Raw genomic sequence first — 22,601 nt, forward strand, 5'->3', positions numbered from 1 at the left:
ACAGGAAATTCTATCATCCGATTCCCGTAGAGGTCAGAAGGCGCTCCCCAAGTAGCGCCTCGACCGGCCGGAGCGGAAGATATGGGGCGGCGACCGACCGCGCGTCCGCCCGCGTCCCGCGACCCTGTTGTCAAAAACCAACATGGAAAACCGAAGGAGCGCCGAAAACGTCATATCCAGCGCCAATGCGCCTCTCCAGGGAAGCCAAAGCCCCCCAAATGCCTTAAGATTGTTTCCAGCACGCAGGAAACCCAGTAGCTATTCCTTTGAACCAGCTCTTGGCGTTGCTATACTGGCCCCGTTTTCCTGATATGCGGCGGGGGTTCGCTGCGAGTCACTTATCCAGCTTCAAGCTCAACGAGGAGAAACATGAACAAACCCTCCAAATTCGCTCTGGCGCTCGCCTTCGCCGCCGTCACGGCCTCTGGTGTAGCTTCCGCGCAAACCGTGGACAACTGGCGCAACCCGTTCGGTGACGTTTGGAAGAACGGCACGAACGAACTGTGCTGGCGCGATGCATTCTGGACCCCGGCCACCGGCATCCCCGGTTGCGACGGCGTTCCGGTTGCACAACAGAAGGCGAAGCCGGCCCCGATGGCGGCCAAGGTCGTGTTCAATGCTGACACGTTCTTCGACTTCGACAAGTCGACGCTGAAGCCCGAAGGCCGTCAGCTGCTGGACCAAGTCGCCCAGCAAGCTCGCGGTATCGACCTCGAAACCATCATTGCTGTGGGCCACACCGACTCGATCGGTACGGAAGCCTACAACCAGAAGCTGTCCGAGCGCCGCGCCGCTTCGGTCAAGACCTACCTGGTCAGCAAGGGTATCGACCCGAACCGTATCTACACGGAAGGCAAGGGTGAGCTGAACCCGATCGCTTCCAACAAGACGAAGGAAGGCCGCGCCCAAAACCGTCGCGTTGAGATCGAAATCGTGGGTAGCCGCAAGTAATTGCTGGACTAGCTACAATAAGGGGGCCTCGCATAGCGAGGCCCTTTTTTTCGCCAGCCACGCACCAAAGCGGTGCAGGGCTGCGCCGCCCCTCCCTCGCCCGGCGCGACGGACCCCTCTATATATAGAGTCATAGAGTCGCCTTACGCTGAACCTGCCCATGACTACGCAAACTCACGACACCGCCCGCCCCGCCATCAACGCCGACCAGGCCGAAATCGACAAGTTCGGCGCCCTGGCCAGCCGCTGGTGGGATCCCGAAAGCGAGTTCAAGCCTCTGCACGCCATCAACCCGCTGCGGCTGGAATGGATCCAGGAATGCGCAGGCAGCCTGGCGGGCAAGAAGGTGCTGGACGTGGGCTGCGGCGGCGGCATCCTGTCCGAAGCCATGGCGCGCAGCGGCGCCGAGGTCACCGGCATCGACCTGGCCGACAAGTCCCTGAAGGTGGCTCGCCTGCATGGCCTGGAATCCGGCGTGAAGGTGGAGTACCGCAAGGTTCCCGTAGAGGAACTCGCAGCGGAACAACCCGGTCAGTACGACGTGGTGACCTGCATGGAAATGCTGGAACACGTGCCGGACCCGGCGTCCGTCGTGCGCGCCTGCTCGACCCTGGTCAAACCGGGCGGCTGGGTGTTCTTTTCGACGCTGAACCGTAATCCCAAGTCCTTCCTGTTCGCCATCGTGGGCGCCGAATATGTCCTGCGCCTGCTGCCGCGCGGCACGCACAGCTATGACCAGTTCATCAAGCCCAGCGAGCTGTCGGCGGCCGCGCGCGGCGCCAACCTGGAACCGGTCAGCATGCGCGGCATGGAATACAACCCGATCACCCAGATCTACACCCTGTCGTCCGACACCTCGGTCAACTACCTGATGGCTACCCGCAAATGAGCGCCCTGATCCTGTTCGACTTCGACGGCACGCTGGCCGACACCGCCCCCGACCTGGCCGCCGCGGCCAACCGCCAGCGCACCCGCAAGGGCCTGGAACCGATGCCCTACGAGGCCTTGCGTCCGGTCGCATCCCAGGGCGCGCGCGGCCTGCTGCGCGTGGCGCTGGACCTGAAACCGGGCGACGCCGACTACGAGCCCACCCGCCTTCAGTTCCTGGAAGACTACGCCGCCGGCTCGACCGTCCACAGCAAGCTGTTTCCCGGCATCGAAGCGCTGCTGGCGGACATCCGCAGCCGCGGACTGTCCTGGGGCATCGTGACCAACAAGGTCACCTATCTGACGCTGCCCATCGTCGAATACCTGGACCTGACGCGCGACAGCGCGGTCCTGGTCTGCGGCGACACCACGGCGCACGCCAAGCCGCACCCGCTGCCGCTGCAGCACGCCGCGCGCGAAGCCGGCTTCGCCGTAGACCGCTGCGTCTATGTCGGCGACGACCTGCGCGACATCCAGGCCGCGCACGCGGCAGGCATGCCCGCGGTGGCGGCCGCTTACGGCTACGTCGGCGAGGACGACAACATCACGGCCTGGGAAGCGGAAACCTGCGCCAATACCCCCGCGGAACTCTGGTCCGCCATCCATCCGCTGCTGCCCAGCGATCTGCGCTAAGTCTGCACGGCCGGGCCGCCATGCGGCCCGGTTCCGGCCTTTTGGTTGTTCGCAGGAATTAGTTGAGTTACCCGAACAATATTTCCGACACCAGGGTCTTTATCCTGAAACCATAGTCACTTAAAGTGTGACTCATGCAAGGCATGCGGGTGCTTCCCGATTGCCTTTTCCGGCTGATGCCGGCAGTTGCGGCCAGTACCATCCGCCGCCACTGATCCCCGCACCGGCGCCTTTCGGCCCCGATGCTCTGCCCGGCGCTCCGGCCGGCGCACCCCTGACCTTTTTTTAGACCGCCCACAACGCCGCCCGCGCGCCGCCATCCCGCGCCGCGCCAGAGGAATGCCTATGCTATTGCCCATCCTGTTACTTTCCGCCGCCGGCTTCACCATCCTGACGACAGAGTTCCTGATCATCGGGCTGCTGCCCGGCCTGGCCCGCGACCTGGACGTCACCGTGTCCCAGGCCGGCCTGCTGGTATCGCTGTTCGCCTTCACGGTGGCGGCGACCGGTCCGCTGCTCACGGCGCTCATGGCCAATATCGAGCGCAAGCGGCTGTTCATCGGCGTGCTGGTGCTGTTCGGCCTGTCCAACGCCCTGGCGGCCGTCGCGCCGAACATCTGGGTCATGGCCGTGGCTCGCCTCGTCCCTGCCCTGGCTCTGCCCGTATTCTGGTCGCTGGCCAGCGCCACGGCCGTGGAGCTGGTCGGCCCGGCGCGCGCCGGCCGCGCCATCTCCATGGTCGCCTTCGGCATCGTCGCGGCCACGGTGTTCGGCATCCCCATCGGCGTGCTGATTTCCGACGCCTTCGGCTGGCGCGCCGCCTTTGGCGTGCTGTCGGCGGTGGCGTTCGCCAAGGCCCTGCTCTTGCTGTTCGCCTTCCCCAGCACCCGCATCCGCGCCGATAGCGTCAAGCTCATCACGCAACTGCGCATCCTGCGCAATCCGATCGTGGTGGGACATGTGCTGCTGTCGCTGCTTGTTTTCACTGGCATGTTCACGGCCTACACCTACCTGGCGGACATGCTGGAGCGATTGGCCGGCTTCAACGGCCAGATCGTGGGCTGGACCATGATGGCGTTCGGCGCCGTCGGTTTGATCGGCAACACCCTGGGCGGCCGCATGGTCGACCGCAGCCCGCTGGGCGCGACCGCGCTCTTTTCGGCGCTGATGGCGGCCGGGCTGGCCGTGATCGCCCCCGTGATGCAATCGCATGGCCTGCTGGCCGTGGCGCTGGGCGTCTGGGGCATTGCGCAAGCCGCGCTCTTCATCGTCTGCCACGTGCGGCTGATGAAGTCCGCGCCGGAAGCGCCGGCCTTTGCCGCGTCCCTGAATATCTCGGGCGCCAATACCGGCATCGGCCTGGGCGCCGTGGTCGGCGGGTACGTCATCGACAACTACGGGCTGGCCTCGCTGGGCTGGGCCGCGGCCGTCATCGTCGGCGTCTCCGTGATCCTGGCCATCGCGCTGATGGCGGCCTCGCGCCCGCGCCGGGAGCCCAAGGCGGCCTGCGCCAACGCCGCCTGACGCCCCGCCTGTATCGTCTGCGCCACGCCCGGGCATGGCGGCGCAGACGATGCAGCAGGCTATGGCGTTTCCCAGTACAATAGATGTTCTTGGGGCCGATCCGGATTCGACGTGGGTCGCGAAACAACTCAGGGCATGCCGAGCACCAGTACGCTCGTTAAACCACTGGAACACTACAAACGCCAACGACGAGCGTTTCGCTCTCGCCGCTTAAGCGGTGAGCCGCTGCACTGATCTGTCCTTGGGTCAGGCGGGGGAAGGCAACTTCCTAGGGGGGCAACCCTCGAACCGCAGCAGCGACATTCACAAGGAATCGGTTTGAACTGGGGTCACACGGTTCAAATTTAAATTACGTGAATCGCTCTGGTCCGGCCTGTCGGTTGGCTAAGTCCAGGGTTAAAACCAAATAAATCGACTACGCATGTAGAACTGGTTGCGGAGGGCTTGCGGACGGGGGTTCAATTCCCCCCGGCTCCACCAAATACCGCAGAAGGCCGGTCTGATTCAAAGTCAGACCGGCCTTTTTTATTTGCCTGCGCCAACCGCGCGCCGGCTACCCCAGGATGTCGCGCTTCTCCTGCTCCAACCACCGCCGCTGTTCCACCAGAAAATCCATCAGCGCCCGTATCTTGGCCGGCATTTGCGCCCGCGACGGCACATAAAGAAAGAATCCCGGAAATGGCTTGCACCACGGCCGCAGGACGCGCACCAGCGTGCCCTCGGCCAGTTGCTGGCGCACGCACAGGTCGATGTGCTGGACCAGCCCTACCCCCTGCACCGCCGCGCGCAGCATGCTGTCGTCGTCGTTGAAGACGGCGTTGCCCTGCGGCTCCAGCACGATCGTGCGGCCCTCGGCATCGGGGGAGTTGAACGTCCAGCGGTCTATCGTGCCGCTGGTGGTGTAGCGGTAGGACAGGCAGTTGTGCCGCATCAGGTCGGCGGGCGTTTCGGGGATGCCGTGGCGCTCGAAGTAGGCCGGCGCGCCGACGATGGCCATTTCCAGCATGGGGGTCACCGGCACAGCGACCATGTGTTCGTCCAGGCTTTCGCCCAGCCGGATGCCGACATCCAGCCCTTCGGCCACGATGTTGGCGAAGCCGTCGTTCATGACCAGTTCCAGCCGCAACTTCGGGTAGGCCGCCAGGAAGCGGGTCATGCCCGGCTCCAGCAACAACCTCGCGGCCGGCCGCGAGGTGTTGATGCGGATCAGGCCGGCGGGCTCGGCGCAGGCCTCGCCCAGTTCGCCGACTGCGCGCTCGATGGACGCGAGCGCGGGCGCAAGCGCATCGAACAGCCGTTGCCCTTCTTCGGTCAGCGACATATCGCGGGTCGTGCGATGCAGCAGCCGCACGTTCAGCTGCTGTTCCAGCGCCTTCAACTGCTGCGACAGGGCCGCGCGCGACACTTCCATTTCCGACGCGGCCTTGGTGAAGCTGCGATGGCGGGCGATGTGCGCGAACCAGGCGAGCGCGGGGAGTAGCGAAGGCGACATGGGCATATTGGTAAGCATAGCTTAACTCTCATGTCCTTCAATGCGTATTTATCTTAATCAATGGCGCTCCTAAGATGACTCCATTGCATCACTGATCACCCCATCCTCTGGCACACACCGCCCGACAAGGAAACCATCATGACCTCGACCACCATCAAGCACGTCAGCTACCGGAACCTGGGCTGGGACACGGCCGCCGACCTCTACCTGCCGCCGGGTTTCGACGAGAAGAAAAAGTATCCGGCCATCGTCAGCACCCACCCCATCGGCAGCTGCAAGGAACAGACCAGCGGCAATGTGTACGGCGCCGGGCTGGCCAAGGAGGGCTTCATCGTCCTGGCCTTCGACGCGAGCTTCCAGGGCGCCAGCGGCGGCGAGCCCCGCTATATGGAGGATCCGGCCATCCGCGTGTCCGACATCCGCTACGCCATCGACTATCTGCAGTCGCTGCCCTACGTGGACGAGAACCGCATCGGCGCGATCGGCATCTGCGGCGGCGGCGCCTATACCATCCACGCCGCCATCACCGACCACCGCATCAAGGCGCTGGCCTCGATCACAGGCGTGAATTTCGGGCGCCTGATCCGGGAGGGTTTCGCCAATTTCGATCCGGTGGCCGCGATCGAGGCCATGGCCAAGCAGCGCACGGCGGAGGCCAAGGGCGCCGCGCCCCACATCATCAATTACCTGCCGGACTCGGTGGAAGCGGGCAAGCAGGCCGGCATCACCGACATCGACCTGCTGGAAGCCACCGAGTACTACAAGACGCCGCGCGGCCGGCAGCCTAATGGCGCGACCAGCGGTTTGTACTCCTTCAATAGCGCCGCGATGGGCTGGGATGCCTTCCTGAACGCGGAAGTGCTGCTGACCCAGCCGCTGATGGTGGTGATGGGCAGCAAGCCGGGCGGCTTCGGCGCCTACCGCGACGGCTGGGAAATCTACGGCCGCGCCGGCTCCAGGGACAAGCGCATGGTGTTGGTCGAAGGCTGGTCGCACTACGACCTCTATGACAAGCCCGAACCCGTGGCGCTGGCCATGGCCGAGCTGGTTCCTTTCTTCAAGCAGCACCTGTAGCCACGCAGCAACGCCGGCCACTGGCCGGCGCTGTGCTCAAGCCTCCAGCCTGAACTGCGGCAAGGTGATCTCGTCCGATACCTGTTCGAAGCACACCCGCACCCGGCTTCCTATCCGGACCGCCTCGGGCGGGCTGTCGATGATGTTTGCCATCATGCGCACGCCTTCGTCCAGGTCGATCATGGCGACGACATAAGGCACTTTTTCGCTCAGGGCCGCGTTGCTCGGACGCCGGTTGACGGTGTAGGTGTAGACGGTGCCCTGGCCTGCGGAGGCTATCCATTCGATGCTGTCGGACAGGCAGGCCGTGCAGAATTCGCGCGGATAGAACTGGCGCGTCTTGCAGCAGCCGCACTGCTGGATGACCAGGCGGTTTTCCTTCGCCGCATCCCAGTAGGGCTGGGTGATCCGGGTCGGTTGCGGCAGCGGGCGTTGGGCGAGATCCATGGTCAGACTCCGAGTATCAGGGTGGTATTGCAGGAAAAAACCAGGCCGGGCGCATGCACCAAGGCCAGCTCGGCGCGGGGCAGCTGACGCTCACCGCATTCCTTGCGCAATTGGTGCACGGCCTCGAGCAGCAGCAGCATGCCGAACTGGCCGGGATGGTTATAGGACAGGCCGCCGCCCGAGGTATTGATGGGGAAGTCGCCTCCGGGAGCCAGGCGCCCGTCCGCCACGAAGGCCCCGCCCTCCCCGCGCTTGCAGAAGCCCAGTTCCTCCAGCGACTGGATCACGCCGATGGTGAAGTGGTCGTAGATCTGCACCACATCGATGTCGGCGCGCGTGACGCCGGCCATGGCCAGCGCAGCGTCCGCCGTCTGCGCCACATTGGTGTCCAGCCAGTCCGCGGTGTTGAAAGGCGTGTAGTGGTGCGAGAAGGATTCGGCGATGCCCATCACGTAGACCGGCGGCCGCTTGAGTTCGCGGGCGCGTGCCGCGGACGTGATGATGACCGCGCCGCCAGCGTCGGTCACCAGGCAGCAGTCGCGCTGGCGCAGAGGATCGGCAATCATCTTGGACGCCATGACTTCCTCGATCGAGGTGTCCTCGCGGCGGTAGGCCTTGGGATTGAGCTGCGCCCATTTGCGCGCCGCCACCGCCACTTCGGCCAGGTCCTTGTGCGTGGTGCCGTAGCGCTGCATGTGCAGCTGCGCCACCATCGCGTAGTAGCCGATGGGGCTCAGCTGCCCATACGGCGTGATGAACTGCCCGCGCGGCATGCGCATGTCTTCGGGCGTGCCGCCCACTTTGCGTGTGCCGTCCGACAGCTGGGTGCTGCCGTAGGCCACCAGCGCCACCTCGCACATGCCGGCCTCGATGGCGGCCATGGCGTGGCGGATGTGCATGACGCTGGACATGCCGCCCACGCTGGTCGAATCGACGTAGCGCGGCCGTATGCCCAGGTATTCCGCAAGGTGCAGGCCGGCGAACTTGTCGTCCACGTGCGCGAACACGCCGTCGACGTCCTTGAGCGTCAACCCGGCATCGCGCAACGCGCGGGCCGCTGCCTGCGCCTGCAGGTCCAGCGAGGTCATCCCGGGCACTTTCCCCAGGTCGGATTCCGCGGCGCCGACGATGGCGACCGATTTCGAGAGATGCTTGCTCATGTAGGGATCTGTTCCTGTCGAAGTCGAAGAAGAAGGTTCAAAGCGTCCGCGCGATCAGCTCGCGCATGACCTCCGAAGCGCCGCCGTAAATCCGGTTGGGCCGCACGTCGGTGTAGGCGCGGGCGATGGGGTACTCGCGCATGTAGCCGTAGCCGCCGTGGAACTGCAGCAGGTCGTCGATGGCGCTGGTAGCTTCAGAAGCCCACAGCTTGGCCATGGCCGCGCCGCCGGCATCGAGCTCGCCATCCAGGTATTGCTGCACGCAGCCGTCGACGAAGGCGCGGGTGGCGGCGGCCAGGGTCTTGATGTCGGCCAGCTTGAAGCGGATGTGCTGGTTGTCGATCAACGCCTTGTCGAAAGCGCGCCTGTTCTTGGTGTAGTCGACGGTCCATTGCAGCGCGCTCTCCAGCGCCATGGCGCAGCGCACCGCGATCATCAGGCGCTCGCGCACCAGTTCCTTCATCAGATAGCCGAAGCCCTGCCCCGGCTCGCCCAGCATGTCCGCGTCCGGCACGAACATGTCCTGGAAAAAGAGTTCGGCCGTGTCCTGCGCCTTCTGCCCGACCTTGTCCAAAAGGCGTCCGCGGGTGAAGCCGGGCGTCGCGGTATCGACCCAGAACAGGCTGATGCCGCGGGCGCCGGCGGCGGGATCGGTCTTGGCCACCACCAGCACGCGGTCGGCATGGAAGCCGTTGGTGATGAAGGTCTTCTGGCCGTTGATGACATAGCCGCCCGGCGCCTTGGCCGCCGCGGTGCGTATCGCCTTGACGTCGCTGCCCGCGCCCGGCTCGGTCATGGCGATGGACGCCACGATGTCGCCCTGGGCCATGCCGGGCAGGTCGCGCTGCTTCTGGCGTTCGCTGCCGAAGTTAAGCAGGTAGGGCGCGACGATGTCGGAATGGGTGGTGAAGCCGGTGACGCCGGTGGCCAGCGCGCGGGCGATCTCTTCCACCACGATGATGGTGTGCAGGAAGTCGCCGCCGCCGCCGCCGTATTCCTCGGGCGTGCTGGGCAGCAGGATGCCGGCCGCGCCGGCCTTGCGCCACAGCTCGCGCGGCACCAGGCCTTCCTGTTCCCATTGGTAGTGATGGGGCGTGATCTCTTGCGCAATGAAGCGCGCCACCGTGTCGCGGAACAGTTCGTGCTCCGCCGAGAAAAGCTTGCGCTGCGGGTTCATGCGGTCTCCTGGTCTGTCATGGCGGGCCGCCTAGGCTTGCGGCCAGTAGCGTTGCTTGACCAGGCGCTTGAGCAGCTTGCCGGTCTCGGTGCGCGGCATGTCGCTGGAGAAGTCCACGCTCTTCGGGCACTTGATGGGGGAGATCCGGTCGCGGCAGTAGTCGATCAACTGCCGCGCCAGGTCGGGGCTGGCCGTGGCCGGATCGCGCAATTGCACGACAGCCTTGACCTCCTCGCCGAACTCCGTGTTCGGCACGCCGACCACCGCCACGTCGGCCACCGCGGGATGCGTGCTCAGCAGGTTCTCCGCTTCCTGGGGATAGATGTTGACGCCGCCCGACACGATCATGTTGGACAGGCGGTCTGTCAGGTACAGATAGCCGTCCTGGTCCAGATAGCCGATATCGCCGTAGGTGGCCCAGCCGCGCGCGTTGTAGGCGCCGCGCGTCTTGTCCGGATCCTTGTGATATTCGAAGGAGCCGCCGCCGGAAAAATAGATGACGCCAGGCTGGCCCGCGGGCAGTTCGTTCAGCCCGTCCTCGCTCATGATGTGGGCCTGGCCGAACTCCGGCCGGCCGACCGAGCCGCGGTGCGCCAGCCACTCGTCGGAGCCCAGCGAGGTGCGTCCCACCAGTTCGGTGCCGCTGTAGTACTCGTACAGGATCGGCCCCCACCACGCGATCATCGCCTCCTTGACGTCGGCCGGGCACGGCGCGGCCGCGTGCACCGCGTAGCGCAGCGTGGACAGGTCGTGTCGCGCGCGCTCCTCTGGCGGCAGGCGCAGCAGGCGGATGAACATGGTCGGCACCCATTGCGAATGGGTAACGCCATAGGTGGCGATGGCCTCCAGCGCCGCGGCCGCGTCGAATTTTTCCATCATGACGCAGCTGCCGCCCGCCCGCAGCGCCGCCATGTTCCAGCGCACCGGGGCCGCGTGGTAGAACGGCGCGGTGGACAGATAGACGGTGTCGCGGTCGAAGGCCTTCCAGGCGCTGCTGGGCGCGTCGCCAACGCGGAAATAGCGGTTGGCCACGGACAGCGGGCGCTTGATGCCCTTGGGCAGTCCGGTGGTCCCCGACGAATACAGGAAGTCCGTGCCTTCCGGGGTTTCGGGCAGGGCCACGTCGTCGGCGTAGCGGCCGGTCCAGTCTTCGTACTGGATCGCGCTGGCGTCCGCGCCGTCCATGCTCACGCGCAGCACGCCGCGCGCGTCCAGCGCATCCGCATCCGTTTCGGCCTGGGTGTGGCCGGAGTAGAACAACACCCGCGCGTCGCAGTTCTCGATGATGTAGCGCGCTTCCTCGCGCTTGAGGTGGCGGCTGATGGTGGTGTAGTACAGGCCGACGCGGTGCGCGGCCCACAACAGTTCGAAGAAGCGCGGATGGTTCTCCAGGAACACCGCGATCACGTCGCCGGGTTGCAGGCCGGCGTCCAGCAAGGCCGCCGCGCATTTGCGGCTGCGCAGTTCCAACTCGCGCCAGGTCACCGTGGTGCCGGACGGAATCATGCGGTAGGCGATGCCATCGGGCATCTCCCGGGCATGGGCTTCAAGTACAGACATGGTTCACCTCTGGTTTCTCTCAATGCGCCAGGCTGGCGGCGCCGTGGCTCAGCACCACCGTGCCGCGCTCGTGCGCCAGCGCGCGGAATTGCAGGCGGTCGCCGTCGCGCCAGATCTCCACGCGCAGCGTCTCGCCTGGAAAGAACGGCGCGGAAAAACGCGCGGCGATGGCGCCCAGGCGTTGCGCCCCCCCGGGCGCGCAGGCCTGCAGCAGCGCGCGCGCCGCCATGCCATAGGTGCACAGGCCATGCAGGATGGGCCGGTCGAAGCCCGCCGTGCGCGCCATGTGCGGCAGCGCGTGCACCGGATTGAGATCGCCGTTCAGGCGATAGAGCAATGCCTGCTGCGGCAGCGTGGCCAGCAGCACGACCTGATCGGGCTCGCGTTGCGGCGTGGCCGGCAAGGCCTCGGGCGGTTCGTCGCCCTGGCCGAAGCCGCCATCGGCGCGGCAGAACGACACATGCTCCACCGTGGCCAGCGGCGCGCCGCTGTCGGCGTCCGAAATGTCGCGCACGGTCACCACCAGCGCACCCTTACTGGCGCCCTTGTCCACCACCCGCGTGACGCGGGTCTGGCTGCGCACCGCGCCGGCCGCGGCCAGCGGCGCGTGGAAGGTCATGCGATGCTCGCCGTGCAGGATCTTGACCCAGTCTATGCCGGTGGCCGGATCGGCGGCCCAGCCGTTGGGCGCGCCGATGGTGGCCAGGAAAGTCGGCACCACGGCCGTCCCGTCCTCGTGCACGTAGCGCAGCTCGGCTTCATCGGCAGGGTCGCTGCCGTAGCCCAGGCCCAGCGCGTAAATCATGCAGTCGCGCGCGCTGTAGCGGTCGACGCGGTCCTCGAACTTCCAGTTGCGCAGGTTTTGATAATCGATTGCCATGGATCATGCCTCCCGACGCATGCCGGCAGCGCCAGGCCGCCGGCATGCTGGTCATTCCGCCTTGATGCCGGCGGCCTTGATGATTTTTTCCCAACGGTCTTTTTCCGACCGGATGAAGCTGTCGAACTCGGCCGGCGTGCCGCCCAGCGGAATGCCGCCCTGCTGCGCCAGCTGCTTCTTCACCTCTTCATCGGCCAGGACCGCGTTGAGCTCCGTGTTCAGCCGCGCGACCACCGCCGGCGGCGTGCGCGCCGCGACCAGTACGCCCAGCCAGGCGCCGACGTCCACATCGGGATAGCCTTGCTCGGCCAGCGTCGGCACGTCGGGCAGGATCTGGCTGCGCTCGCGGGTGGTAACCGCCAGCGCCCGCAGCCTGCCCGCCTTGACCAGCGGCGCGACGGTGATCACGTTCTCGACCGTGAAGTCGACCTGGCCCGCGACCAGGTCGTTGGTCGCGGGCGCGGCGCCCTTGTAGGGCACGGTGACCGCGGTGAAGTCCAGGCGGTTCTTCAGCAGCTCTCCGCCCAGGTGTCCGGACGTGCCGATCATGGAAACCGCCATGGACAGGTTGCCCTGCTTCTTGCGGGCATAGTCGCGAAACTCCGCCAGCGTCTTGACCGGCGCGTTGGCGTTGACCACCAGCGCGTTCGGCATGGTGATGATGCGGATCACCGGGGCGAAGTCGGACATTGCGTACGGCAGCTTGCTGTACAGCGTGTAATTGACCGCGTTCGGGCCGCTGCTGCCCATGACCATCGTGTAGCCGTCGGGCTCGGCGCGCAGCAGGCCTTGCATGCCCAGGATGCCGGCCGCGCCTGCCATGTTCTCCACCACCACCGGCTGACCGAGCCGCTCTGACAGCTTCTTGCCTATCACCCGGCTGGTGATGTCCAGGATTCCGCCGGGCGAACTGGGCGCGATCAGGCGCAGGGGTTTGTTCGGATAGTCATCGGCCGCGTGCGACATCTGCGGCAAGGTTATTGCGGTCATCAGGCCGGCCAGCACTGCCAGCGTGTATCGCCTGCGTGTGTTCATGTATGTCTCCTGATTGGTTTTTTGTCCGCGGGCTTGTGGCGCCCGCTGTCTCGAATCCGGCGTACGGACCCGTTGCCGCGCGTCAATCCACCTTCATGCCGGTGGCGTCGACCACGCCCTGCCACTTCTTCACTTCGCTCTTCAGGAAGGCCCGGGCCTCTTCGGGGCCGCCGGTCAGGGGCCGGGCGTAGATCCGGTCCATGAACTCCTGCACATCGGGCTGCTTGTTGATGTCGGCCACGGCATCGGCCAGCTTCTTCAGGACTGGCGCCGGCACCTTGGCGGGCGCCGCCATGAAGTACACCGCTTCCACGTCGTAGCCCTTGAGGCCGGCCTCCTCGATGGTGGGCAGGTCGGGCATCGCCTTCATGCGCTCGCGTCCGGTCACGGCCAGCGCCTTCAGCTTCTTGGACTGCACCAGCGGGATGGCGGTGGAGACGCTGCCGAACATCATGTCCACCGTGCCCGACATCAAGTCCACCTCCGCCGGCGACACCCCCTTGTAGGGCACGTGGGTCATGTCGACGCCGGCCATGACCTTGAACAGCTCGCCCGCCAGGTGGATGGACGAGCCCATGCCGGCCGAGGCGAAGGTCAGCTTGTTGCCGCCGGCCTTGGCCTTGCGCACCAGGTCGTCGACGCTCTGGATGCTGGAGCCGGGCGGCACCACCAGAATGTTCGGCGTGGACGCCACCATGCCTATGGGCATCAGGTCGCGCTCCCAGTCGTAGGGATTGCGCTTCATGGCGGCGTTGGCCGCCACATAGTTGGCCGCCATCGCGATCGTGTAGCCGTCGGCCGGCGCCTGCGTCAGCGCCTGGATCGCGATGTTGCCGCCGGCGCCCGGGCGGTTTTCCACGATGAAAGTCTGGTTGAAACGTTCGCCAAGCTTTTTGGCGTACAGGCGGGCAAGCAGGTCGGTGGCGCCGCCGGGCGCGAAGCCCACGTACACCCGCACCGGCTTGTCCGGATAAGCGTCGGCCCCGCTGGCTGCGCCTGCGGCAGCCAGGCTCAGTACCGCGGCCAACAATCCCTTCAACATTGCCATGAGTCGATCTCCTTCCGTTTTTTTAGAGATATGGGAATGCCGGGCCTACTTATTTCCGACATGCCGAACAGTATAACGACGTGCCGATATTAATTGTCAATAATTCCGGTGATGTGTATATTTGTTCGGAACCTCGGAATAAATTCAAACCTGCCAGGCGCCTATCCCGGGATGTTGGATTTCGGGTCCAGGGCGCCGGGCGCCATCAGCTACAGAAGGGGAATGGAGATGGACCTGCAACTCACCGGTAAAGTCGCTGTCATCACGGGTTCCGGCCGCGGCATCGGCTATGCGTCGGCATTGGCCCTGGCGCAGGAAGGCGCCCGCATCGTCATTACCGACATCAACCCCGAATCGGTGGAACATGCGGTCGGCAGCCTGAAGCAGGCCGGTCACGAGGCTATCGGCGCCGTGCTCGACGTCTGCGATGCGGAACAGGTCCAGACCATGGCCGAACTGGCCGCGCACAAGTTCGGCGGCATCGACATCCTGGTCAACAACGCCGGCTTCACGCGCGACAAGTACCTGCTCAAGATGCCGGTGGAGGACTGGGATTCGGTGGTCGACACCATCCTGAAGGGCGCCTACTACTGCACCAAGGCCGCCCTGCCCTCGATGATGGAAAGGAAGTGGGGCCGCGTCATCAACATCGCCTCGCGCGCGCACTGGGGCAATCCCGGCCAGACCAACTACTCGGCCGCCAAGGCCGGCCTGATCGGCTTCACCCGCGCGCTGGCGCTGGAACAGGGCAAGTTCAACATCACCGCCAACGCCATCGCCCCGGGGCTGATCGAAACGCCGCTGGTGCGCGGCCTGTCCACCTACGAAACCCTGCGCGCCAATGCGCTGGCGCGCCAGCCGGTGCCGCGCCTGGGCGCGGTCGAGGACATCGCCAACGCGGTGGCCTTCCTGGCTTCCGAGCGGTCCTCCTTCATCACGGGCGAACTGCTGCACGTGACCGGCGGCCGCTACGCGTCGTAAAACGCCCCTCCCATCCGGAATCCGATCAGCCATGCAAAGCGCAAGCCCAGTCAGCCAGCCCCCGCTACCCATCCAGCCGCCGCTGGAGGTCGGCCACCATTTCGAATCCGCCGGCCGCACCATTACCGAAAGCGACATCGTCAACTTCGCCTGCCTGTCGGGCGATTTCAACCGCCTGCACGTCGACCACGAATACGCCAGCGCCACGCCCTTCGGCCAGCGCATCGCCCACGGCCTGCTGGTGCTGTCCGTGCTGTCCGGGCTGACCACCCAGTCCAGCGGCTACCGCCAGCTGGAACCCTACGTGCTGGCGCTGATCGACATCAACTGCCGCTTTCCCAAACCCACCTTCATCGGCGACACCATCGTGGTGCGGGTAACGGTGACGGAAAAGACGAAGCAGTACCGGCCCGGCAAGGACAAGGTGGTGTTCCGGCGCGAAGCCATCAATCAGCGCGGCGAGGTAGCGGTCCAGGCCGACTTCGCGATGGTGCTGCGTTCCATGGAGGGTCAGGCATGAAGCCGTTCGCAGACCTCAGCCGCTTCGTCAATCCGCGCAACATCGCCGTGGTCGGCGCGTCCGCCCGTGAATCCAGCCAGGGACGCCGCCTTTACGACAATCTGGCGCTGCATTCCTCGGTGCCAGGCGAGATATACGCAGTCAATCCCGCTTACCAGGAGATAGGCGGTCGGCCTTGCTGGCCTTCCATCAGCGCCTTGCCACAGGCCGAGATCGACGTGGCCCTGATCATGATCAACGCCTCGCTGGTGCTGGATGCCTTGCGGCAATGCGCGGCGCGCGGGATTCCTTTCGCGGTGGTCATGACCTCCGGCTTTTCCGAGGCGGGCGAGGAAGGCCAGCGGCTCGAACGCGAGATCGCCGAGCTGTGCGAAGCCACCGGCCTGCATGTCTACGGGCCGAACTGTCCGGGCTTCGTCAATGTCCGCGACCGGCTGGGAATGACCTTTTCGCCCGCCTTCAAGGACGATCTGAATACCGGCTCCATCGGCCTGGCAACCCAGGGCGGCGGACTCGGCCGCAACCTGCTGCAAGGCCTGTCCTACGGCCAGGGCGTGGGCCTGTGGTTTTCCGCCGGCAACGAGGTCGACCTGGAGATTCCTGACTTCATTGCCCACATGGCGAACGATCCGAAAACCAGCGTGATCGCCTTGCTGATGGAAGGCGTGAAGGATGGCAGGCGCTTGACCGCCGCGCTGGAGCTGGCGCGCGCCCGCAACAAGCCGGTGGTGGTGCTGAAGGTCGGCCGCTCCGAAGCCGGCGTGCGCGCCGCGCAGTCGCATACGGCGTCGGTAGCCGGCACGGCCGCCGTCAACAGCGCGGTGTTCCGCCAATTCGGCGCGATCGAAGTGGACGACCTGGACCAGTTGCTGGCGGTCTCGCGCCTGCTTACGCGCATCACGCCCAAGAGCGGCAATGGCCTGTGCATCTATACGTTTTCGGGCGGGACCGCCGCGCTGGCCGCCGATATCGCCGGCGCCGCCGGCCTGCCGATGGCGTCCTTCGCGCCCGAGACCAAGGCCGCCTTGCGCAAGCTGCTGCCGGACTTCGCCAGCATCGACAACCCCGTCGACACCACCGCCGACATCCTGCGCAACCCCGAGGCCTCGGCGGCCTGCCTGCGCGCCATATGCGCCGACCCGGCGGTGGGCACGGTGCTGTTCCCCATCCCCATGGATTACGGTTCCATCACCGACGGCATGGCGCAGGCCATCGCCACGGTGGCGGCCGAGACCGAAACCCTGATCGTGCCGGTCTGGATGAGCCGACGCCTGGGCGGCGGCTTCCAGCTGCTGGAAACCGCCGGTTTGCTGCCGTTCCTGTCGCTGTCGGATGCGATCGCGGCGCTGTCCAAGGCCATCCCTTGGAAACGGCCCGACCGCAGGGCGGTTGCGCCCCCCGCGCACGTGGACACCGCTACCAGCCAGGCCTGCATGCTCAGCGAAGCCGCGGCCAAGGCGATGCTGCGCGCGGCCGGCCTGCCGATACCTGAAGGGGTGGTGACCGCCAGCGCCGACCAGGCGGCCCGCGAAGCCGAGCGCCTGGGCTTTCCCGTGGTGATGAAGGTGGTCAGCGCCCAGATCGCGCACAAGACCGAAGCGGGCGGCGTCAAGCTGGGCATCGCCAGCGCCGGTGCTGCGCGCGAAGCTTATGCCGCCATCCGCGAATCCGTCGCGCGCCATCATCCCGATGCCGTCATCGACGGCATCCTGGTGGAACGCATGCTGCCGCCGGGCGGCCGCGAGGTGCTGGTCGGCGTGCACAGCGATGCGGCCTTCGGCCTGGTGCTGACCTTCGGCCTGGGCGGCATCTTCGTCGAGACCATCCGCGACGTGGCGCACCGCATGGTGCCGCTGTCGCGCGACGATGCTCGCGCCTTGCTGCGCGAGATCCGCCATGCCGACGTGCTGGACGGCGTGCGCGGCCAGGCGCCCGCCGACCTTGCCGCGCTGGAGGACCTGATCCTGCGGGTATCGGACTTTGCCTGGAGCCGCCGCGACGCTTTGCAGGAACTGGAGCTCAACCCGGTCTGGGTCGGCGCCGCAGGACAGGGCGCGATGCCGCTGGACGCGCTGATCGGCCTGCGCCCCGGCGCGGACGCCGGCCTGGAGCAACGCCCATCATGACCGCCGCCGCAACGCCCTCCTCGACCATATCCGCCTAGGACTCGCATGGACTTCTCACTGGACTCCACCCAGATCGAATTGCGCGATTCGCTGCGCCGCTACCTGGCGGCCGAAGTCGCGCCCATCGTCAACCGCTACGAGGCCGAAGCCCGCGTGGTGCCGCAGGACATGGTCCGCGCCATGCGCGACTTCGGCCTCCTGGGCGGCATGCTGCAGGAAAAGGATGGCGGCTACGACCTGCCGATGACGACCTACGGCGTGCTGATAGCCGAGCTGGCGCGCGTCTGGCCGTCGCTGCGCAGCATCGTCAGCACCAGCAATCTCGCGGCCTCGGTGCTGAGCGACGGCGGCTCGCCCTATCTCAAGGAAAAGTACCTGCCGCGCGTCCTGTCGGGCGACGCGATCGCCAGCTTCGCGCTCAGCGAACCCAATATCGGTTCGGACGCCGCCCATGTCGAAACGCGCGCGGTGCAGACCGAGACCGGCTGGCGGGTCAACGGCCGCAAGCTGTACATCAGCCTGGGCACGGTCTGCGAGCTGGGCGTGGTATTCGTGCAGACCCAGCGGGATGGCGGCGAACGAGGCGTGTCCTGCCTGCTGTTCGAGCGCGCCATGCCGGGCTTCTCGTCCAGCCCCATCGACAAGATGGGCATGCTGAGCTGCCCGCTGGGCGAGCTGCTGTTCGAAGACGTGGAAATCCCCGCCGCCAACCTGATCGGCACGGAGGGCAAGGGTTTCGCGCTGGCCAAGAAATACCTCAACATCGGCCGCTGCGTGGTGGCGTTTTCCGCGCTGGGCATCGCCGAGGCCGCCTATGAGGCGGCGGTAAAATACGCCGGCGACCGGGTCCAGTTCGGCCGGCCCATAGGCGGCTTCCAGCTGGTGCAGCATATGATCGCCGACATGATGACGCTGGTCGAAACCTCGCGCCTGTTGTGCTGGCGCGCCGCCGACGCGCTGGACCGCAACGCCGCCGACAGCCAGATGCTATGTTCGATGGCCAAGCGCCATGCCACCGACGCCGTGCTGCGCGTGGCGGAACTGTCCATGCAGGTGCATGGCGGCGCGGGCTACACCACGCTGTTCCCCGTCGAACGTCATTACCGCGACGCCCGTCACCTGAGCATTGCCGAAGGCACCAACCAGATCCAGGCCCTACTCATGGCGCAGAGCGTACTGGGCATTTCCGCGTTGAAATGACCGACTACGCAAACGCCCAGGCCGGCTCCCCTATCCACTCCGACATCCTATGCCGCAAATCCTCCCTACCGCACAGCGCGTGCTGCAAGTCTTCGAAGTCTATGCGCGGGAACGCCGTCCCCTGACGAATTCGGAAATGGCGCGCTTTCTCGACCTGGCCGACAGCAGTTGCTCGGACCTGCTCTACACGCTGCGCCAGGCAGGCTACCTGCTGCGCACGCCCAAGTCGCGCTACTTCCACCCGACCGGCCGGCTGCTCGACGTGGCCCAGGGCATTTCGGCGGCCGACCCGCTGCAGGCCTTCGCGTCCGAAGCGCTGGAGATCCTGACGCGCCAGTCCGGCGAATCCTCGATGTGCGGCCTGCTGGACGGCAACAAGGTGAAGATCTACGCCAGCCAGGAAAGCCCGCGCGCCTTGCGCTACGTGGTGCAGCCCGGCACCACCTTCGACCTGCAGGTCGCGGCGCTGGGCAAGGCGCTGCTGGGCGAGATGGACGCGGCGGAACGCAATGCGCTGATCGACTCGCTGCCGTATGAGCACGTCACGGCCAGCAGCATCACCGACCCCGCCACCTTGCGCGCGCAGATCGAATCACAGCAGGCCAAGCACTATTTCAACAGCCGCGACGAAGGCAATGAAGGCGTGTCGGCGGTTGGCATCGCGGGGCGCGTGGGAGGCCAGCTGACGGCCCTGTCCATCGTCGGCCCGACCCACCGCATGGACGCCAACATGGAGAAGTACGTCCAGATCATCCTGGACGCGCGCGCTGAATTTTTCGAATCCTGAAAACCCGACACATCATGGAGTGACGATAGACATGGCTGGTCCCCTGAGCGGATTTACGGTGGTCGAGATGGCCGGTATCGGACCTGGCCCCTTCTGCGCCATGATGTTGGCGGACATGGGCGCGGACGTGATCCGCATCGACCGGCTTGCGCCCGGTTTCCTGGGCGGCGGCGGCACCATCATCGACCGGGGCCGGCGCACGATTGCGCTGGATCTCAAGAAGCCCGGCGCGACCGACATCGTGCTGCGGCTGCTGGACCAGGCCGATGCCCTGCTGGAAGGCTTCCGGCCGGGCGTGATGGAAAGGCTGGGCCTGGGGCCCGACGAATGCCTGGCGCGCAATCCGCGGCTGGTGTACGGACGCATGACGGGCTGGGGCCAGGACGGCCCGCTGGCGCAGGCGGCCGGCCATGACCTGAACTACATCGCCATCACCGGCGCGCTGCACGCCATGGGACATGCCGAACTGCCGCCGACGCCGCCGCTGCATCTGGTCGGCGACATGGGCGGCGGCGCGATGATGCTGGCCTTCGGCGTGCTTTGCGGCCTGCTCGAGGCCGGCCGCACGGGCCGGGGCCAGGTGGTGGACGCAGCCATCTGCGACGGCGCGTCCCTGCTGGCCAGCGCCTACCACGGCAAGCTGCGGGACGGCGGCTGGGTCAACCAGCGCCAATCCAACATGCTGGACGGCGGCGCCCATTTCTACGGCTGCTATGCCTGCGCGGATGGCAAGTACGTCTCCATCGGCGCGATCGAGCCGCAGTTCTACCGCCTGCTGCTGGAGCGCTGCGGCATCGACGACCCGGACTTCCAGCAGCAATGGGAACGCGCGCAATGGCCGCAGCTGCGCGCCAAGCTGGCCGGCATCATCGCGGGCCGGACCCGCGAACAATGGTGCGCGCTGCTCGAAGGCACGGATGCCTGCTTCGCGCCGGTGCTGGACTTCGAGGAAGCGCCGCGGCACCCGCATCATCAGGCGCGCGGCAGTTTCATCGAAACCGGCGGCATCGTGCACCCCGCCCCCGCGCCGCGGCTTTCGCGCACGCCCGGGCAGGCCCGCGCAGTGCCCGCGCCCGGCGCGCACACGGAAGAATTGCTGGCGGAACTGGGCCTGGCGCAAGCCGAGATCCAGGCCCTGCGCGAACGCGGCGCCATCGCCTGAGCGCCTGCGGCAGCTTGCGGCCCGGTCCGCGTGGCGCGGCCCGGCCATCATGGAAGGCAGACATGGAGACCAATCCGATGCAAGTCATCTCTAGCGAGTTCAAGACCCTGCTCTATGCCGTGGAAGGCGGAGTCGCCACCATCACGCTGAACCGCCCCGCCCAGCGCAACGCGCTGGACATGGTCATGCGCGAAGAGCTGGCCCATCTGGTGGGCGAAATCAGGCGCGACCGCGGCGTGCGCGTCGTGATCCTGGCCGGCGCCGGCGGCGCCTTCTGCTCGGGCGGCGACATCTCCACCATGGGCTCCGGCGGCTCCGCCGAAGAGGCGCGCGAACGCATGGCCAGCCTGCTCCTGACGATTGAAGGCCTGATCACACTGGACCGGCCGGTGATCGCCGCGGTCGACGGCCCGGCCTATGGCGCCGGACTGGGCCTGGCCCTGACCGCCGACCTGATCCTGGCCTCGCCGCGGGCGCGCTTCTGCCTGTCCTTCCTGCGGCTGGGGGCCATCCCCGATTGCGCCACCATGTATACCCTGCCGCGCATGGTGGGATTGCAGCGCGCCAAGGAACTGGCCTTCTCCACCCGCGAGTTCGGCGCGCAGGAGGCCCGCGACATGGGCATCGTGTTCGAGATCCAGCCGCAGGAGGCCATCCACGAACGTGCGCGGCAGATCGCGCTGTCCATGGCCGAACTGCCCTTGGCGGCGCTGGCGATCACCAAGCGCGGCTTCAATGCCTCGCTCAACAGCGACCTGAACGCGATGCTGGACCTGGAAGCCGCCGGCCAGGGGGTGGCCCGTTCCACCGACTATCACCGCGAGGCGGCGGGCCGATTTCTCGACAAGGTGGCGCAACGCTTCCAGTGGCCGGCGGCCGACGCCAGATAAGGCATATCGTTTTCTTCGAGCGCGGCGCCCGCCGCTCTGCTTCTAGCCCGGGGGGCGCGCACTTGCCCGCCGCGCCAGCGTGCAGTAGTACTCGGCCGCCGGCGTCAGCGGCAGGCCGGCGCGCTGCACGATGCATACCGGCGGCGCGGGCAGCGGTTCCTTGACGCGGATTTCCTGGAACACGCCTTGCAGCAGCGGATACCGCAACCATTGCACCGGCAGCATCATCAGCAGGTCGGAGTTGGTCAGGGCGGTGATGAAGGTCAGCGCGGACTGGGCCTTCAGGGCCAGGTGCGGCGGCGGCAGGCCATGCTTCTCGAATAGCGGACCCAGCTCTTCTTCGGCCTTGTGCGTGATGGAGGTGGTAATCCATTGCGCCCCGGCCAGGTCACGCAAAGAGCGGGCGCGCGCCAGCGGATGGCCCTTGCGGCCGATGATCACGCGCGTGTTGTCGAAGAGCTTTTCCACCTGTAGCTCGCCAGGCGTGCGCGTGGGCACTGGCCCGATATAGAAGTCCACGGTGCCGTCCAGCAGGGACGCTTCCACCAGCGGGTAGACCCCGTCGATGATTTCCAGATGGGTGTCCGGGTAGCGCGCCCGGAACTCGCGCAATACTTCGGCGAACAGTCCCAGATGCGGCGCCGTAGACATGCACAGCGTGACCCGTCCGCGGGATTCCCCGTTCAACTGGCCGATCTCGTCGCGCGCGCGCTGCAGCTCATGGCGTATGGCGTTGGCCCGCCTTAGGAACACGGCGCCCATGGGGGTCAGGCGCACGCCCTTGGCATGCCGTTCGAATAGCACGCACCCCAGCTCTTTCTCAAGTTCGCGGATGCTGCGCGAGATGGCCGGCTGCGGCGTGTCCAGATGCCGGGCCGCGGCCCTGACGCCGCCGCGTTCGGCCACGGCCAGGAAATCCCGCAGGGTGTTGAGCTTCATGCCAAGTGATTCAGATTTGATATCGATAAGCCAATTCTGCCATCTTTCAGCATCGGCGGCATAGGCCTAGGATGCGTCCAAAGCCTGC

The 22,601-nt window shown here is 66.4% G+C and carries 21 protein-coding genes and 1 other RNA gene; 13 read left to right on the forward strand and 9 right to left on the reverse strand.

The features are described from left to right. The first annotated feature begins 369 nt into the window (after positions 1-369). The 5 genes from ompA (at position 370) to ssrA (ending at position 4,515) form a co-directional block, all read left to right on the forward strand. Positions 370-951, forward strand: a complete 582-nt coding sequence (gene ompA, locus IAG39_RS23035) for an outer membrane protein OmpA (protein ID WP_013392385.1) — start codon at positions 370-372, stop codon at positions 949-951. 160 nt (positions 952-1,111) lie between these two features. Continuing rightward, on the forward strand, positions 1,112-1,840 hold the full coding sequence (gene ubiG, locus IAG39_RS23040; RefSeq protein ID WP_118933412.1) for a bifunctional 2-polyprenyl-6-hydroxyphenol methylase/3-demethylubiquinol 3-O-methyltransferase UbiG: 729 nt from the start codon (positions 1,112-1,114) through the stop codon (positions 1,838-1,840). Next, positions 1,837-2,511, forward strand: coding sequence for an HAD-IA family hydrolase (locus IAG39_RS23045; RefSeq protein WP_059374526.1), 675 nt, complete (start codon positions 1,837-1,839; stop codon positions 2,509-2,511). The genes ubiG and IAG39_RS23045 overlap by 4 nt, the downstream gene beginning before the upstream one ends. 345 nt (positions 2,512-2,856) lie before the next feature. Further along, the gene (locus IAG39_RS23050; RefSeq protein WP_118933413.1) at positions 2,857-4,035 is read left to right on the forward strand and encodes an MFS transporter; all 1,179 of its coding nucleotides are present in this window, start codon (positions 2,857-2,859) and stop codon (positions 4,033-4,035) included. Positions 4,036-4,126: 91 nt separating this feature from the next. After that, positions 4,127-4,515: a transfer-messenger RNA gene (gene ssrA, locus IAG39_RS23055) on the forward strand. A gap of 73 nt (positions 4,516-4,588) precedes the next feature. Here ssrA and IAG39_RS23060 read toward each other — a convergent pair. Beyond that, positions 4,589-5,545, reverse strand: a complete 957-nt coding sequence (locus tag IAG39_RS23060; RefSeq protein WP_223283432.1) for a LysR family transcriptional regulator — start codon at positions 5,543-5,545, stop codon at positions 4,589-4,591. A gap of 120 nt (positions 5,546-5,665) precedes the next feature. On the opposite strand from IAG39_RS23060, the gene IAG39_RS23065 reads away from it, so the two are divergent. Continuing rightward, a complete protein-coding gene (locus IAG39_RS23065) occupies positions 5,666-6,601 on the forward strand; it encodes an alpha/beta hydrolase (RefSeq protein WP_059374531.1) in 936 nt (311 codons plus the stop codon). Between the two features lie 36 nt (positions 6,602-6,637). On the opposite strand, the gene IAG39_RS23070 is transcribed toward IAG39_RS23065, so the two are convergent. From IAG39_RS23070 to IAG39_RS23100, 7 genes are all read right to left on the reverse strand, one after another. Continuing rightward, entirely contained in the window at positions 6,638-7,048 is a 411-nt protein-coding gene (locus IAG39_RS23070; protein ID WP_118933414.1) for a Zn-ribbon domain-containing OB-fold protein, read from the reverse strand. Between the two features lie 2 nt (positions 7,049-7,050). Next, entirely contained in the window at positions 7,051-8,208 is a 1,158-nt protein-coding gene (locus tag IAG39_RS23075) for an acetyl-CoA acetyltransferase (protein ID WP_054450871.1), read from the reverse strand. Positions 8,209-8,245: 37 nt separating this feature from the next. Next, positions 8,246-9,385: an acyl-CoA dehydrogenase family protein gene (locus tag IAG39_RS23080; protein WP_118933415.1), complete on the reverse strand. Its 1,140-nt coding sequence runs from the start codon at positions 9,383-9,385 to the stop codon at positions 8,246-8,248. A 30-nt stretch (positions 9,386-9,415) separates the two neighbouring features. Beyond that, on the reverse strand, positions 9,416-10,945 hold the full coding sequence (locus tag IAG39_RS23085; RefSeq protein ID WP_118933416.1) for an AMP-binding protein: 1,530 nt from the start codon (positions 10,943-10,945) through the stop codon (positions 9,416-9,418). Positions 10,946-10,964: 19 nt separating this feature from the next. Beyond that, positions 10,965-11,825: a MaoC/PaaZ C-terminal domain-containing protein gene (locus tag IAG39_RS23090; protein ID WP_118933417.1), complete on the reverse strand. Its 861-nt coding sequence runs from the start codon at positions 11,823-11,825 to the stop codon at positions 10,965-10,967. Between the two features lie 51 nt (positions 11,826-11,876). After that, entirely contained in the window at positions 11,877-12,860 is a 984-nt protein-coding gene (locus tag IAG39_RS23095) for a Bug family tripartite tricarboxylate transporter substrate binding protein (protein WP_118933418.1), read from the reverse strand. 82 nt (positions 12,861-12,942) lie between these two features. After that, entirely contained in the window at positions 12,943-13,908 is a 966-nt protein-coding gene (locus tag IAG39_RS23100; protein WP_059374547.1) for a tripartite tricarboxylate transporter substrate binding protein, read from the reverse strand. Between the two features lie 228 nt (positions 13,909-14,136). Here IAG39_RS23100 and fabG point away from each other — a divergent pair, with 228 nt between their 5' ends. The 7 genes from fabG (at position 14,137) to IAG39_RS23135 (ending at position 21,574) form a co-directional block, all read left to right on the forward strand. After that, entirely contained in the window at positions 14,137-14,889 is a 753-nt protein-coding gene (gene fabG / locus IAG39_RS23105; protein WP_059375319.1) for a 3-oxoacyl-ACP reductase FabG, read from the forward strand. A gap of 31 nt (positions 14,890-14,920) precedes the next feature. Beyond that, a complete protein-coding gene (locus IAG39_RS23110) occupies positions 14,921-15,409 on the forward strand; it encodes a MaoC/PaaZ C-terminal domain-containing protein (protein ID WP_059374549.1) in 489 nt (162 codons plus the stop codon). Next, entirely contained in the window at positions 15,406-17,535 is a 2,130-nt protein-coding gene (locus IAG39_RS23115; protein ID WP_118933419.1) for an acetate--CoA ligase family protein, read from the forward strand. The genes IAG39_RS23110 and IAG39_RS23115 overlap by 4 nt, the downstream gene beginning before the upstream one ends. A gap of 45 nt (positions 17,536-17,580) precedes the next feature. Then, complete coding sequence (locus IAG39_RS23120; protein ID WP_118933420.1) at positions 17,581-18,735, forward strand: acyl-CoA dehydrogenase family protein; 1,155 nt, start codon at positions 17,581-17,583, stop codon at positions 18,733-18,735. Positions 18,736-18,784: 49 nt separating this feature from the next. After that, positions 18,785-19,522 carry an IclR family transcriptional regulator gene (locus IAG39_RS23125; RefSeq protein ID WP_059374555.1) on the forward strand — a complete coding sequence of 246 codons (738 nt, stop codon included), beginning with the start codon at positions 18,785-18,787 and terminating at the stop codon, positions 19,520-19,522. 31 nt (positions 19,523-19,553) lie between these two features. Further along, positions 19,554-20,684, forward strand: coding sequence for a CaiB/BaiF CoA transferase family protein (locus tag IAG39_RS23130; protein WP_118933421.1), 1,131 nt, complete (start codon positions 19,554-19,556; stop codon positions 20,682-20,684). Between the two features lie 62 nt (positions 20,685-20,746). Then, positions 20,747-21,574: an enoyl-CoA hydratase/isomerase family protein gene (locus IAG39_RS23135; protein ID WP_118933422.1), complete on the forward strand. Its 828-nt coding sequence runs from the start codon at positions 20,747-20,749 to the stop codon at positions 21,572-21,574. Between the two features lie 42 nt (positions 21,575-21,616). Here IAG39_RS23135 and IAG39_RS23140 read toward each other — a convergent pair whose 3' ends face one another. After that, positions 21,617-22,513 carry a LysR family transcriptional regulator gene (locus tag IAG39_RS23140; protein ID WP_118933423.1) on the reverse strand — a complete coding sequence of 299 codons (897 nt, stop codon included), beginning with the start codon at positions 22,511-22,513 and terminating at the stop codon, positions 21,617-21,619. Positions 22,514-22,601: the final 88 nt, after the last annotated feature.

The sequence above is a fragment of the Achromobacter xylosoxidans genome, from assembly GCF_014490035.1.
GTDB lineage: Bacteria > Pseudomonadota > Gammaproteobacteria > Burkholderiales > Burkholderiaceae_B > Achromobacter > Achromobacter bronchisepticus_A.

Bases quoted from the DNA above. Each gene is read 5' to 3' on its own strand.
- fabG (WP_059375319.1), top strand. From the start codon at position 14,137: ATGGACCTGCAACTCACCGGTAAAGTCGCTGTCATCACGGGTTCCGGC.
- ubiG (WP_118933412.1), top strand. From the start codon at position 1,112: ATGACTACGCAAACTCACGACACCGCCCGCCCCGCCATCAACGCCGAC.
- IAG39_RS23050 (WP_118933413.1), top strand. From the start codon at position 2,857: ATGCTATTGCCCATCCTGTTACTTTCCGCCGCCGGCTTCACCATCCTG.
- IAG39_RS23065 (WP_059374531.1), top strand. From the start codon at position 5,666: ATGACCTCGACCACCATCAAGCACGTCAGCTACCGGAACCTGGGCTGG.
- IAG39_RS23120 (WP_118933420.1), top strand. From the start codon at position 17,581: ATGGACTTCTCACTGGACTCCACCCAGATCGAATTGCGCGATTCGCTG.
- IAG39_RS23100 (WP_059374547.1), bottom strand. From the start codon at position 13,908: ATGGCAATGTTGAAGGGATTGTTGGCCGCGGTACTGAGCCTGGCTGCC.
- ompA (WP_013392385.1), top strand. From the start codon at position 370: ATGAACAAACCCTCCAAATTCGCTCTGGCGCTCGCCTTCGCCGCCGTC.
- IAG39_RS23045 (WP_059374526.1), top strand. From the start codon at position 1,837: ATGAGCGCCCTGATCCTGTTCGACTTCGACGGCACGCTGGCCGACACC.
- IAG39_RS23140 (WP_118933423.1), bottom strand. From the start codon at position 22,513: ATGAAGCTCAACACCCTGCGGGATTTCCTGGCCGTGGCCGAACGCGGC.
- IAG39_RS23070 (WP_118933414.1), bottom strand. From the start codon at position 7,048: ATGGATCTCGCCCAACGCCCGCTGCCGCAACCGACCCGGATCACCCAG.
- IAG39_RS23135 (WP_118933422.1), top strand. From the start codon at position 20,747: ATGGAGACCAATCCGATGCAAGTCATCTCTAGCGAGTTCAAGACCCTG.
- IAG39_RS23110 (WP_059374549.1), top strand. From the start codon at position 14,921: ATGCAAAGCGCAAGCCCAGTCAGCCAGCCCCCGCTACCCATCCAGCCG.
- IAG39_RS23080 (WP_118933415.1), bottom strand. From the start codon at position 9,385: ATGAACCCGCAGCGCAAGCTTTTCTCGGCGGAGCACGAACTGTTCCGC.
- IAG39_RS23090 (WP_118933417.1), bottom strand. From the start codon at position 11,825: ATGGCAATCGATTATCAAAACCTGCGCAACTGGAAGTTCGAGGACCGC.
- IAG39_RS23095 (WP_118933418.1), bottom strand. From the start codon at position 12,860: ATGAACACACGCAGGCGATACACGCTGGCAGTGCTGGCCGGCCTGATG.
- IAG39_RS23125 (WP_059374555.1), top strand. From the start codon at position 18,785: ATGCCGCAAATCCTCCCTACCGCACAGCGCGTGCTGCAAGTCTTCGAA.
- IAG39_RS23115 (WP_118933419.1), top strand. From the start codon at position 15,406: ATGAAGCCGTTCGCAGACCTCAGCCGCTTCGTCAATCCGCGCAACATC.
- IAG39_RS23085 (WP_118933416.1), bottom strand. From the start codon at position 10,945: ATGTCTGTACTTGAAGCCCATGCCCGGGAGATGCCCGATGGCATCGCC.
- IAG39_RS23130 (WP_118933421.1), top strand. From the start codon at position 19,554: ATGGCTGGTCCCCTGAGCGGATTTACGGTGGTCGAGATGGCCGGTATC.
- IAG39_RS23075 (WP_054450871.1), bottom strand. From the start codon at position 8,208: ATGAGCAAGCATCTCTCGAAATCGGTCGCCATCGTCGGCGCCGCGGAA.
- IAG39_RS23060 (WP_223283432.1), bottom strand. From the start codon at position 5,545: ATGCTTACCAATATGCCCATGTCGCCTTCGCTACTCCCCGCGCTCGCC.